At 32.0% G+C, this 13,467-nt stretch carries 7 protein-coding genes; 1 reads left to right on the forward strand and 6 read right to left on the reverse strand.

The genetic code is table 11. The features are described 5' to 3' along the window. Nucleotides 1-492: 492 nt before the first annotated feature. From X926_RS09570 to X926_RS10340, 5 genes are all read right to left on the reverse strand, one after another. Nucleotides 493-3,951, reverse strand: a complete 3,459-nt coding sequence (locus X926_RS09570) for a DEAD/DEAH box helicase (RefSeq protein WP_103065939.1) — start codon at nt 3,949-3,951, stop codon at nt 493-495. A gap of 87 nt (nt 3,952-4,038) precedes the next feature. After that, the gene (locus X926_RS09575) at nt 4,039-5,043 is read right to left on the reverse strand and encodes an ABC transporter ATP-binding protein (protein WP_103065940.1); all 1,005 of its coding nucleotides are present in this window, start codon (nt 5,041-5,043) and stop codon (nt 4,039-4,041) included. Nucleotides 5,044-5,154: 111 nt separating this feature from the next. Next, on the reverse strand, nt 5,155-8,088 hold the full coding sequence (locus X926_RS09580) for a DEAD/DEAH box helicase family protein (protein WP_199171210.1): 2,934 nt from the start codon (nt 8,086-8,088) through the stop codon (nt 5,155-5,157). Between the two features lie 5 nt (nt 8,089-8,093). Continuing rightward, nucleotides 8,094-10,535, reverse strand: a complete 2,442-nt coding sequence (locus tag X926_RS09585; protein WP_103065941.1) for a DNA methyltransferase — start codon at nt 10,533-10,535, stop codon at nt 8,094-8,096. A 231-nt stretch (nt 10,536-10,766) separates the two neighbouring features. Beyond that, nucleotides 10,767-11,657, reverse strand: a complete 891-nt coding sequence (locus X926_RS10340) for a hypothetical protein (RefSeq protein ID WP_103065942.1) — start codon at nt 11,655-11,657, stop codon at nt 10,767-10,769. Nucleotides 11,658-11,925: 268 nt separating this feature from the next. Here X926_RS10340 and era point away from each other — a divergent pair, with 268 nt between their 5' ends. Next, nucleotides 11,926-12,846: a GTPase Era gene (gene era, locus X926_RS09595; RefSeq protein WP_103065943.1), complete on the forward strand. Its 921-nt coding sequence runs from the start codon at nt 11,926-11,928 to the stop codon at nt 12,844-12,846. A gap of 21 nt (nt 12,847-12,867) precedes the next feature. Here era and X926_RS09600 read toward each other — a convergent pair whose 3' ends face one another. Next, on the reverse strand, nt 12,868-13,455 hold the full coding sequence (locus tag X926_RS09600; RefSeq protein ID WP_103065944.1) for an ANTAR domain-containing response regulator: 588 nt from the start codon (nt 13,453-13,455) through the stop codon (nt 12,868-12,870). Between the last annotated feature and the right edge of the window lie 12 nt (nt 13,456-13,467).

Here is a 13,467-nt window from a genome sequence, read left to right on the forward strand (position 1 = left end):
AGAACCTGTTGTATCCAAAACGTACAATGAAAGCATAAATTGAACAATGTTGCTTGCTGCCATAGTAAAAGCACTGCTAAACCAATAGAGCATATAATTCCTGTTGTGAAATAATTCTTTCAACTTTTAGACCTCCTAAAAAGTGAGTGTATAAGCAATTGAGTAACTTCTTATATCCCATCGGATCTTAAAAAGAGACTTATCTTTTTAGAAAGGTCTATTTTTTACAAACCGAAGGGATAGCCGACTTTCGAATATTTGATATTAGTACACATAATATATTAATATTCATCATAGAACCACCCCTTTTTCGGTTTTTATTCAAACTTAGGTATATTATACCGCATTTTTCCTTACGAGCTTATTTCAGATGTTATTTTCTCTATAGTTTTTTAGCAATTTTTTTCAACACAAAAAACTCACATTTTATACTCTTTGCAATTGACTCTGCCCAATACACATTTTGGAAGAAAACCAAAATAGTCCTAAACCTTAATTACCCAATTTAAATAAGTTCTTTATCTCCTGGTTGGATAACTCAGTTATCCAACTTTCTCCCGTTTTTATGATATTTTCAGATAACTCTTTCTTTTTTTCTAGCATCTCGTTTATTTTCTCTTCAAATGTTTCTAAGGTGATGAATCTGTGAACTATCACGTCTTTTGTTTGACCAATCCTGAAAGTTCTATCTGTTGCCTGACTTTCCACTGCCGGGTTCCACCAAAGGTCATAATGTATAACGTGGTTTGCAGCTGTTAAATTTAATCCCGTGCCTCCAGCCTTTAAAGACAGGATCATAATTGGGTATCTATGCTTTGTTTGAAAGTCGTTTATCATTTCGTCTCTCTTTTTTCTGTTGAGCCCTCCATGAAAAAATAGAGGTTCTATCTTAATGTTATCTGTAAGTATCTTCGTTAATATATCTCCCATCTCTTTGTATTGTGTGAAAAGTACTACTTTTTCGTTGTTGTCTACAATATTTTGAAGTAGGTCCAATAATTTCTCTGTTTTACCAGAATCATCCGGTAAAGGAACTCCTTTTTTAGTGTAGTTAACAGGATGATTGCAGATCTGTTTGAGTGAGGTCAACATTTTAAGTATTAATCCTTTTCTTTGTATGCCGTCAGCTTCCATCTTTTCCAACTCTTCTTCTACGTGTTCAACAACCTCTTTATAAAGTGCAATTTGTGATGGTTTTAAGTATACATATTCGTCGTATGTGAACTTTTCCGGAAGGTCTTTTATGATATTTTTATCAGTTTTAACCCTTCTTATCAAAAATGGATTTATCAAACTTTGTAATCTTTTGGTTGCTGTTGTATCTCCATATTTTTCAATTGGTTTCGCGAAGGTTTCTATAAAACGATTCTTCCCACCCAAATATCCAGACATAAGGAAATCGTATAAGCTCCATAATTCGGTTAATCTGTTTTCTATGGGGGTTCCTGTCATTGCGATCCTCTTTGGAGCGCGGAGAGCTTTTACCGCTTTGGTTTGTTGTGTATCCGAATTTTTTATATTTTGTGCTTCGTCTATAACAACCATTGAAAATTCTTTTTTTGTTAGAAATTCAACGTCATTTCTCACAACACTGTAAGTCGTTATAATTACATCAGAATTATTCTCAAACTTCCTATCACTTCCATGGTAAATACTTACATTTAAAGTAGGTGCAAATTTTTCACACTCTTTGTACCAATTTCCAACAAGTGTCGTTGGACAAACCACTAAAACCGGTTTTTCTAAAGCTTTTTCTTCCTTCATTTTGAGAATTACTGAAATAACTTGGATCGTTTTACCCAAACCCATATCATCTGCTATACAGACGTTGAAACCTTTTTCTAAATTCGTGTACAACCATCTGAATCCAGTTTTCTGATAATGCCTTAACTCCGCATTAAGATTTTTTGGTAACCTTACTGGAGAAACTTTTCTCAACTCTTCTAAAAACTTTTGCAGGTTGTTATCCAATATCACGGGAAGACCGTTCATCTCTTGTGAAAGTATAACTTTCAAAGTTTCAAAGTCTGAGGTTAAGTTTATATTCTTGACCTTTTCCATGATAGCTTCAAACTCGTTGGCACCTAAAAACACGTAATTTTCTTTTATCTTAACTATCCCTCTTGATTTTTTTGCCAATTTTTCGAACTCTTCAAGTGAAATTTCTGAATCTCCTATGAGTACGGTGTAATTGAATCGTATGAGCTTGGACAAAGATAAAAAGGATACGTGACTGCCTGTAGAGTTTGCTTTTAAAACGAGTTTTGGCCTTGAAACCTTTTGAAGTCCTTTTGGAGCTAGTATTTCAACGTTCAGGAGTTTTAATATGGGCATGGCATTTATCATTATTTCCGATAACTGTTCCGTATTAACCATTATTTTAGAACTTTTTTTCTTTAAAAACTCACCAAAGAATTCCGCGTATTTTGCAATAGTTACAATCTCTTTCAAGACCTCTGACTTTCCTACTTCTTGGCTCTCAAAGAAAGTTTTTATATCTTGGTAAGTATCAAAAGGCTCATCTTTTCTGTAGATATCGAGTGATAGGTTGAAAAACAACTCTCCCATATCCTCTATACTAATAACCAATTGATACTTGCTTTGCCTCAAAAGTAAAGGTTCAAGATAGTTTTTTATACTTTCGTAGGTTCTTTTTTCTTCAAACTTTTGGGCGGTGTATACCTTGGATTCAAAGAACACATCGATTATTTTATTCTTCACTTCTGTTTTGTAATACTTTTTTATGAGATATTTGATGTACTGGGATACAAGGTATTCAACGATTTTTTCCCTTTTCATGTATTGACCTTTTTCGTTGATTACCAGATCCACGGGAACGATAGAACTCAAATAATTAACGTAATCCTTCACATAATCGTTAAAATAAACAGGTGAGTAATCGATAACGAAGTCTTCTTCGTTAATCTTTTGTGGAGTAGGGATAAATGCCTTCATATCGATAAGCTTGTATACGAAAGAAACCAATCTTTTTAAAAATAGTGATGCTTCACTGTCCTCATCGGTTTCCATAAGAGGTATCGATCCAAATAAATCGAATAAATCTTCGTAATGCACCGTATAATTGCCATTTTCTTTTTTACATTCTAATTCTTCTAACGGTTCACCTTCTAAAATAATATTGGGAGTAATGGGAGAATAAATAAATTTTATATCAGACTCTTTGAAATATGGGTTAAACCTTTCATCTACCTTCTCATCTTCTTCACTTATAGCTTTCGATAAGTGATTGTACATACTCAACAGAAGGTTTTTAAAGTTTTTCCCATCGTAAAAATAGGCTTCATCAGGTAGTAGGTTTATAACCTTTTCTATCTCATATTTTTCATACGAAGGATCTGGTTGTTCCATCGGTTTGGTAGGTTCTTCCTTTTTATCTGTAAAGATAGAATCAGAAGTTTTTTCTGTCTCTTTAGCGATTTCTATCAAATCTTTCTTTTTCATGCCGTGCATTTCGAAGATCAAAAAAGGGTCTTTGTCTATCTCATCGGCTATAATATAGTAAACGGCTGCCAAATGTTTGCAAGGATTTGCCCAATCAGGACATGAACAATGTGCATTTATCTCATTCCAACTTTCTGGGAACAATCTTATTCCCATATTTTTGGTGATATCTAAAAGTTCTTCGGGAAGGTTCCCACCAATTAACATAGCAGAAAGGTCTAATCTTTCGCTTAGAATTTTTTTAATTTTTTCTTTCTCTTCTTCCGTAAAAACAGGCAAAGCTATCCTTTCTCTATAGGGATTCGGTCTCGTACCTTGAACCCTTGCTGATATTACAGAGTTTTTTTGAATTTTAATCTCCAAAACCGCCCCTTTTTTTGCATAGCTTCTACCGCGGGGCAACCTATTAGTGTCCCTGTCGATATTTTCCAAGGCCTCTACCCATTTTTTGCCCCACCAACTTTTTCCAAAAACGTATTTTCCACCCATTTTTCTTTTTTCTGCCTTCCTTCGTAATTACTTTTTAAGAAGGGATTTTGGAGAGCAACCTCCAAAATCCCTTGGTTTAGATTATGATCAATAATATTTAGGATTAGTTGGGATAAAATTAAACTTCTCAGGTACATTTTTATGTACCAAGAGTCTGATCGATTTTCCATGGAAATCACATTCTACCAAATTATGAGAAGAATCGTAGATATGGCTTTCTACTGTTTGAACGTCGAATCCTTCGTCTTTAATGGCTATTTCTTCTGGTCGAAAGCATAACTTGTAATTACCATCTTCTTTATCCACTTTTAATTTATTTAATACGTTGCCACCTTTGATTTCAACGTCTATTGTGTTCAATCCTAATCTGGAAGTAAGTTCCATAACTTTTAAGTTTGATGGGTTCTGGTAAACATCGAAGGTTTCTCCAAACTGCAAAAGCTCTCCATCATCCAGTATAGCAAGATAATCACTTACCGACAAAGCATCTTCGGGATCACTGAAAACTGCTATCGTTGTTTTACCTAATTCTTTTATAAATCTTTTGAGCAAAGCTCTCATTTCTACGTGAAGCTTTCTATCCAACTGACTTAGTGGTTCATCAAGGAGTAACAACCTACAATCGTGTAATTTCTCTCTCCCAAAGGCGATCAACTGTTTCATACCTTCAGGCAATTCATCGGGCTTTATTTCTAAATAATTCGGTAAACCATCCAACTCTTCTGCCGCTTTTATCGCTATCTCATACACTTCTTTTTTCTTTTTCCCACCAATGTACAAAGGGAAACCTAAATTCAATTTCGTATCTAAATGAGGGAAAATGGCATAGTTTTGAAAGACAAAACCGACCTTCCTGTCTCTTGGGGAATACTCTTCTATCCTCTCGTTTCCAAAGATAATTGCTCCAGATTCAGTTTTATTCAAACCTGCAAGGGTTCTTAATAATACCGTCTTACCTGAACCTGAAGGCCCTAAAATAGATAAAACTTCTCCAACTGGTAATTCAAAAGAGATATTTTTTAGTCTGAATTCACCAACTTGGGAGTTTAGGTTTTCTACCTTTAAAGAAACATCATTGGTTACTTCAACCATTTTTTTCACCTCCTTTGCCAAGTAATAGAGCAAAAAGTGAGGTTACTTTTTTACTGAAATTATAACATATTTAATTTAAGTTTAATGTGAAGGCAAAACGCGGAACTAGCTCTACATTAAAGAATTCAACATGTTTTCAATATTATCAAACCAGTATTTATTATACTCTGAAAGCACTTTAGCAGGATCTTCTGGTTTCATTAATAGTTTTATTTTCACATTGAATTCGTTATATTCGAAAACTTTCTCTTTGCCATTTTCTTCGAATAATTTTTTATACCAATCGATTTTTCTATAAGCGCTTGAATGCTCAGTTCCTTTTGGATCCACAAAAAGAATATAATAGTTATTTCTTCTTTTTAGCCAAAAAATAAAATCAGGATAAAATCTACTCATTTTATTTATGTTAGGATTATAATATGGAATATAGATTTCATCTAAACTTTCATCTAATTTACTAAAAAACCACCAATCAAATTCTTCGAACTTATTGTTTTCTCTTTTCAAATAATTTTCAAGATCGCTTATAAACTTTACTTCACTTGGTACTTTTATAATATGGTTTATATACTTTATTTTTTCATCTTCAGAAAGTATGAGTGGAACGTAATAGTGATTAGGGACATACTTTATTTTGATTCGTTGACCTCCACTTTCAAATTCTTCCTCCTCACTTATACTTTTCACTTTCTTTAAATATTCTTCCAGTGGTATTTTCCCATATTGTTCTTCTACTTCTTTCATAAACTTCGTAGAGTTTTTAACTTTTTCAATCTTATTTTGTATCTCGTAAATATTTTTCAAATACACTCTGATTTCCTTAAAATGTTTTATTTCTTCATCTAATTCTTTGAGGCCCTGAAAGTCTTTCGGAGCAAGGTTAAGATAATTAAAAAACCTTTGAACAAGCAAATCTACATTTTTAATGGTTTTCTCTTTGATATTAAAATTGCTTCGCTCTTTTAGACTTCCTCTCAAAAATTTTATTTTCTTTGGTTCCGTTTCGTATCTCATTAGAAACACTCTATCATCGGTAATAAATTCACCTAATTTAGATAATAACTCAAGATCTTCCGAAGAAATTTCAAATTTTATCTGTTCTTTCCTTTCTAAAATAGGCACTTTTGATTGTTTGTAGATTGGTACAAGTAAATCTTTCTTTTTGATTTTGTCATTTTCAAAAAGTGTAAGCTGATTCTCGCCATCTTTTTTTCTTTCTTGTTCTAACTCTTGAACAACTGTTTCTAAAGCTTTTCTATTCGTTCCAAAGATAAATAGAATCTCTATTGGTAAAACTTTGTTTTTAATTGCGTCGAACACTTCTTGATCAATTTCTTTGGCATTGTATAGCTGCAATATTCTTTTCCTCTTATTTCTTATGGGTTCTATTCTCACACCTCTACCAATTGATTGAAGAATAAATTTCTTTGCACTCTTATCAGTTCCTATGTTTATAAAATTAATTACATTAGGTCTGTTGGAATCCCAACCTTCGTAAAAACTTCGAGATCCCATAAGAATGCTAATATCAGATTCTTCCTTATTCAGATTTTCAAAATAACTTTCACCTTCGTATCTCTCTTGAAATTCATATCCTACTAACTCACTTTTTAACCATTCAGATATATTTCCTATTTTTATTAATGCAAACGGCGTATCACTTGTTTTCAATTTAAAGGCTAACTCTTGGTTATTGGACTGTCTAATTATTATTTCAATTTCCCCATGAACGGTTGAATTAAATACATATTTTAATATTTCTTCTTTTGTTATACTCTTTAGTGTGGACTCTTCTATCTTTATTTTTTGGTCTTTTTCAAACATACAGGGTGGTTCTTTGCGTAACTCTTCCCAAAGCTCCTCAATAGCCACTTTTAGAATCTCAAGATCGATTTCACCGACCGCTACTTTTTCAAGTTCTCTAAAAAATAATTTAAGATCTGCATCTTTAATATTAACAGAATTAACCAGAGTTAAAAGTAATGGTTTATGGTATAAATCAGCTTGGATACGGGTAATTTCTTCATAAAACTTTTTCACATAAGTTAGAAGAATCAATGATTTCAAAACTATCTTTTGTTTTTCTTCCTTGTTGTAATCTTCTTTATCGTTTTTAAATACCCTTATCTCTTGTTTTAAAATGCTCAAATGCTTACCATATCCTGCGTTTATGAAACTTGAAAGATTAAATTCATAAGCACATGTAACTATATCTCTTGGATCTATGAACGTTGCTGAAGAATTAAACAAAAATCCATTTCTTGACATAATAGAATAAATATGTTGCCTTTTGGAATCTTCTTTATCTCCTTTATGAGCTTCGTCTAAAAAGATGTACCATTTCCCATCATTATCATAGTTTTTGAAATCTATAATCTTATTTTTTTGTTCGTCACTTAAATTATCAGATCTATAATAAAAAATACTTGTCCCAAATAATTGAGGATTTCGCTTTATCTCAGAGTATTCTTTTAACTCATGCAAATATATGTTATTTTCATTCGACCTATTAAATTCATCCACATGTTTTTTAAGCTGCTCTATCAAATCGTCCCTATGGGTTAAAACGAGAATATCGTGTGGAGGGATCTCCTTCCAATTAATTAATTCTGATAAAATTTGAATTAGTTTTATGATAACAAGCGTTTTACCGCTTCCCGTGGCCATCCAAAAACTCATACGATTGATAAAGTTCTCATAAGAAAGCCTGTTATCATCTACTTGAGGGTAATATTCTGCTAAAAGCTTGTAGTTGCTTTTATTTGTCAATTTAAAATCAAAATCACTATCTAGGCCATTGTCTTTGTACCAATTAAAAAGCTTTTCTTTTCTTACTTTGTTCATCTCCAAACTTTCGTTATTTTGATAATCTACAAAATCCTCAAAATACTTCCATAATACCTTGATAGCATTTCTTACTGCATTTTGTTGATAATCCCAAAGAGTTTTGCTTTCTGAAAACCCTTCAAAATCAAAAGTATTCCACGTAACTGGTAAATCTTCAAATTGTATATTTTCTATCATATCTTGTAATAATGTTTCCAACCTGTTCACCACCAAATCAGAGGTTTTATGAGTTTATAATCCAAGTCTTTTAAGTTTATTTTCTCACCATTTTCAAATACTACGTAGTCCGAGTGAATCTTCTTTATCCATTTGCCAGTTAAGTTAGATAATGTTTCTGCGATGTCTATATTTTTATATAGCTTAGATAAATCTACTTTTACTTTATTGTTTTCATAATCAATCTCAAGAGCTTGGAGCATCTTTAAGTCTTTCATAAAAACATATTGATTGTACGGATCTTCATACGGATTATCAAAGAGTGTTGAATCTTCATATTTTACCTTTCTTAATGTGTCTTCATATTGCTCAAGCTCGTAGTATTTGAAGAAGCCACCGCCCTGCCAATCGATATCTTTACTTAAATGGGATCTTCTTTTCTTGTCAACTGCAGTAAATTCTTTGTCTCCAGCTAAAACTATTTTCATTCTTCCGAGTAATCCCAATTTTTCTTCTTCATCGAAATAAAATTTGTTAAAGCTCTCGGCTACTTCTACGCCTACCCATTTTCTTTTCAACTTATGAGAAACCGTTACAGCTGTCCCAGACCCCACGAAAAAATCCATAATAATATCACCTTTTTCAGATGTGGATTGAATAATCCTTCTTAATAAATTTTCTGGCTTTTGAGTATCATAACTAACATTTTCACTTGTCCTTAGCTCTGATTGTGTAAATGAATAGATATCATTCCATATATCACCAATGGGATAAATCTTTTCTTCTACCGTCTTTTTCTCAAGCTCAAAATTCCCCCCATCATATTTTTCTATAAAGAAATCATAATCTTCTATCTTCTGCGGATTAGGTTTATTTGGATAAGAAATAAGGTCCAACCAGCCGATATCCAATTTAGTGGTCTTTCTATTTGGTTTCCATAACTTTAGGAATTTGAAATCATCTGTCTTTGAAGCTTGAAATATTGTATCGTGTTGTCTTACGTATTTTTCTCCAAAACTTTTGTAACTGAACAATCCTGCTTCTTCATCTTTTGTTGCATTTGTATTCCATACAATCTCTGTTAAGGTAGAGAATAATTTTCCTAATAAATGTCTTCCAAGGAAATTAGCATTCCAATCAAGATGGACAAAAATACTCCCCTCTTTTTTCATAAAATATTTAGCTTGGTTAACTCTATTTTCCATTAAAGTTAACCAAGTAGAATCTTGAAATTTATCTTTATAAAAGAAATCTTTTCCAGTTTTAAACGGTGGATCAATATATATAGTCTGTACTTTTTCTTTGAATTTAGGAAGAATTGTGTTCAGTGCTTGATAATTCTCACTCTTTATAAGCCAGCCATCTAAGGAATTATCTAAATCATCAAAAAGACCTAAAATCTCGAGTTCTAAATCTTTGAAATATTTAGTGTCAATTGGGAGATGTTTATACTTTTCAGTTAATTGTTTCCCTGTTATACTGTTTTCTAAAATATTGTTTTTGTTAAGCTCAGTATCAATAATTCCTAACTCTTTCCATTCTTTTACTTGTTCTTCAAATCCTTCATGGTTCATTATCTTTTCTATAATTTCTATATCTTTCTGGGCTATCCTATCCATAGTTATCACATAGTTAGAATTTAAAACAAACTTGGGCTTGTTCCATATTTTTACTAACTCATCTTCAAATTGTGAAATGAAATCTATTATCTTAAAGGCTATGTCTTTTAGTACTTGCAATTCTTTTATTCTTTCTTCAGTCCATTCACTCTCTCCAGAAAAGACATACTGATATAACCAAATATTGAACTGTTCTTTCAAAAATTCTTTTGCATTCTTGTTTATAAAGTAATCTACTTCATTTTGTTTTTCAAAGACTTTGAAGGCTTTATTTAACTCCTCTTCAGTTGTTGTTACCCCTTCTTTTTTCAAGGATCTTAAAATATCATCGATCTTTGTTTTTCTTCCTCTTTCCGAGTATAATACATTGAAAACAATTGCTTCGTCTTTCCTTTTTTCTTTAAACTCGTATATTATTTCTCTCTTTTCATTTGCTTTTTTATGTTCTAACGTCGAAACATCAAAATAATACTTGTGCTTGTCAATTTCTACTTCTAAATTTTTGAATAATCTATCTGTTTTAACATAATACAGCATGTGTGTTTTCCAGAATAAGATGACATCTTTATCGTCTGTATATACCTTTTCGTAGACATTTTGATGAAATGGTGTGTACCTGAAATAGATTGAACCTGTTTCAGAGAAGTATCGATTGAAAAATGTATAAAGTTTATCAAATAATTCTCCCCTAAACTTAGGAAATGGTTTTAAGGCATCATCTATATCCTTTTTAAGTTGTGGGAATACTCCCTTTTTGTAGTAATTTGATTTGATTCTCATTAAATTAATATATCCTGATTCTCCTTCTACCTTTGCCCCAACAAAAATGTCTTCCAATGCATCGAAAAATTTAATTTCTTCTTTAGTCATATTGCTCGCTCCTTTTAATTTTAACGGTAATTAACTTTACTATTCTAAGCATTTAACAGATTTCTTTTATGTTCTTTTTATAAATTATAACATTAAGCTATTTTATAATAAAAAATTATTAGTGAAATACTTTAAAAAAAGATATCACTCCTCATAAAAAAAGAGTGATATCTTCAACAATACAATTACAGTATAGATACTTCTGATGAGTAACGGATCATCCTATTACAACTATTTTAACAATTCTTTTAGTTCTTCTATTGTTATTTCTAACAAGTTATCCCCTATGTAATCTAGCGTTTTCTCATTGGCTTTTCTTATTTTCTCTTTTATCTCTTCAGTTAATTGGTTGCCAAATCTTTTGCTTAATATTCTAATTGCAAATTCAATTTTGCCTTTTCTTTCACCTTCTCTTTTACCTTTTTCCACGCCTTCTTCAAATAATGAGGCTCCTATCTTTGTCATTCGTATCACCTCTTTCAGTTTGTTTAGATACTCTTCCCTTACATAATTGTCTGAGAACCCTAATAACGATCCTATTACCGCTTCTTTTTTGTTTTCATCTGGTATCTCAATCGCTAACTCTAACGCCTCTTTTGTCACTTCTTCTTCGCTTTTTTCGTTTCTCATCAAGGGTAAGAATACTAAATCCATTAAGTCTTTATCCGTTAGTGGTTCTCCTTTTTCTATCTTTCCTTTTATTTCTTTGTACCTTTTTATTCCATCGTATTTTATCATGAATACTTGTAAAACTTTATATTTATTTGATCCCATGTCCAATTCATTTTCTGCACTTTCGTATTTCCCTGAGTATATTACTACCGTGTTTATCTTTCTTCTTTCTTTTTGGTATAACGCTATGTCGTATTGTGCAAATCTTAGTAAGTCTGCCTTCTTCCACGTAGTTTGAAATTCTAAGTGTAACAGTGAGTTGTCTTCTAGTTCGAATACAAAATCCATGTTTCTGTCTGATACGTTTATTACCGGTAGTTCTGTTGGTTTTACTGAGATTATCTTTGGTAAGTTCAGTTCATAATATTTGAGGGTTTCATCTTTGAATAGTTCCGACATCTTTTTGAAGATAATGTCCTGACGGTTGCGAGTTATGTTGGTGCCTTTCATCAGCTCCCCCCTTTTGGTTACACGATAGTTTGTTGAACTAGTTATATTATACCATATGTTTTTGTTAACGCCCCTTCTCTCTGCAGCCCGCCTATAAAATTGGCAAGTATTTTCTCTGTTAATTTGATTATACCATTTATTTGTTTAACTATACTAATGATTGTAGAAATTTTGACAAATTACCTTTTATAACTTGACTTTTGCTTAATACTAAACTAGAATATAAATAATGAGTGTGATTTTTCAAATATACTCTTTGGAGGAAAAGATGGAAAATAACGGTTTTAAAAGTGGTTTCGTTGCTTTGGCTGGAAAGCCTAACGTAGGAAAATCAACATTGATAAACGCTTTGATGGGTCAAAAAGTGGTCATTGTTTCTGACAAGCCACAAACCACAAGAAATAGAGTAAACTGCATATTAACGGAAGATCATTACCAAATAGTTTTTGTCGACACACCAGGTATTCATAAGCCTATAAGAAAAATCGGGGAATACATGGTCAATATCGCAATAAATGCATTGAAAGGCGTTGACTTAATACTTTTTATAATCGATGCAAAGGATGGTTTAAGAAATTCAGATTTAAGAGTTGCTGAAATAGTCGATAAATCAAAAATTCCTACCATTCTTCTTGTGAACAAAGTTGACCTAGTAAAAGATAAAGAGAAAATTAACCTGATGACAGAAAAAATAAAAAGTTTATGTTCAAATATAGTTACAACCATTGAAATTTCGGCCTTAACGGGTAAAAATCTTTCTGAATTAAAACAAAGTATTATAGATTTATTACCTGAAGGTCCACAGTACTACCCAGAAGATATGATCACCGATAAACCGTCAAGGTTCATCATTTCTGAGTTAATTCGGGAAAAAATCTTTCATTTAACAAAGGAAGAGATCCCTCATTCAAGCGGTGTAGTTATAGAAGAACTGAAAGAAAGAGAGAACGGCGTTTTGTACGTAAGAGCAGAAATTTATGTTGAAAAGAAAAGTCAGAAACCTATTATAATAGGTAAAAACGGAAGTATGATTAAAAAGATCGGCCAATTGGCAAGACAAGACATCGAAGAACTTTTTGAAAGAAAAGTCTACCTTGATCTTTACGTAAAGGTTCGTGACAAATGGAGAGACGACAAAAATATTTTAAATAACATTATGGAATACAAAGTAGAAGAAATAAAAGATTGAAAATAGACTGCTATATGCAATTTAATCAATTCTAAAAGCCTTGTCAGCTTCTATAATTTCTTTCGCAACATCAACTAACTTTTGGTTGGAATTTCTACTCTTTTTTTGCAAAAATTTCATAGATTCTTCTTCGTTTAATTGTAATCTTTCCATTATGATACCTTTGGCTTTTTCTATTATTTTTCTTGATTCCAAGGTTTCTTTGGTTACTTCTAATTCATTTTTTAAATTCTTAATCTCCTCAAATCTAGAAAGAGCTATTTCAATAGCGGCTTTTAAATCTGATTCATCTATCGGCTTTATTAGATACCCCAATACTCCCAGATTTTTCGCTTTATCGATCAATTCCTCATCATCGTAGCCACTTACAATCAATGTGGGAATAAAAACCTTCTCATTTATCCTTCTTAATGCCTCTAAACCATCCATAACAGGGAGATTGATATCGGCTATAATCATATCCGGCTTTTTTTCTAAAGCTAATTTGATCAACTCTTTACCGTTTGTAGCTTCTCCAACTACTTTACACCCTAGATTTTCTAAGTTACTTTTTAACCCCATTAAAATTAGATATTCATCCTCGGCGACCAATACTTTCAAATCCTTCATAGTTTAACCCCC

This window comes from Petrotoga sp. HWHPT.55.6.3 (genome assembly GCF_002895495.1).
In the GTDB taxonomy this organism is placed as follows: Bacteria; Thermotogota; Thermotogae; order Petrotogales; family Petrotogaceae; genus Petrotoga; species Petrotoga mobilis.

Coding starts and splice junctions, on each gene's coding strand:
- X926_RS09570 (WP_103065939.1), bottom strand. CDS start 3,951: ATGGGTGGAAAATACGTTTTTGGAAAAAGTTGGTGGGGCAAAAAATGG.
- X926_RS09575 (WP_103065940.1), bottom strand. CDS start 5,043: ATGGTTGAAGTAACCAATGATGTTTCTTTAAAGGTAGAAAACCTAAAC.
- X926_RS09585 (WP_103065941.1), bottom strand. CDS start 10,535: ATGACTAAAGAAGAAATTAAATTTTTCGATGCATTGGAAGACATTTTT.
- X926_RS10340 (WP_103065942.1), bottom strand. CDS start 11,657: ATGAAAGGCACCAACATAACTCGCAACCGTCAGGACATTATCTTCAAA.
- era (WP_103065943.1), top strand. CDS start 11,926: ATGGAAAATAACGGTTTTAAAAGTGGTTTCGTTGCTTTGGCTGGAAAG.
- X926_RS09600 (WP_103065944.1), bottom strand. CDS start 13,455: ATGAAGGATTTGAAAGTATTGGTCGCCGAGGATGAATATCTAATTTTA.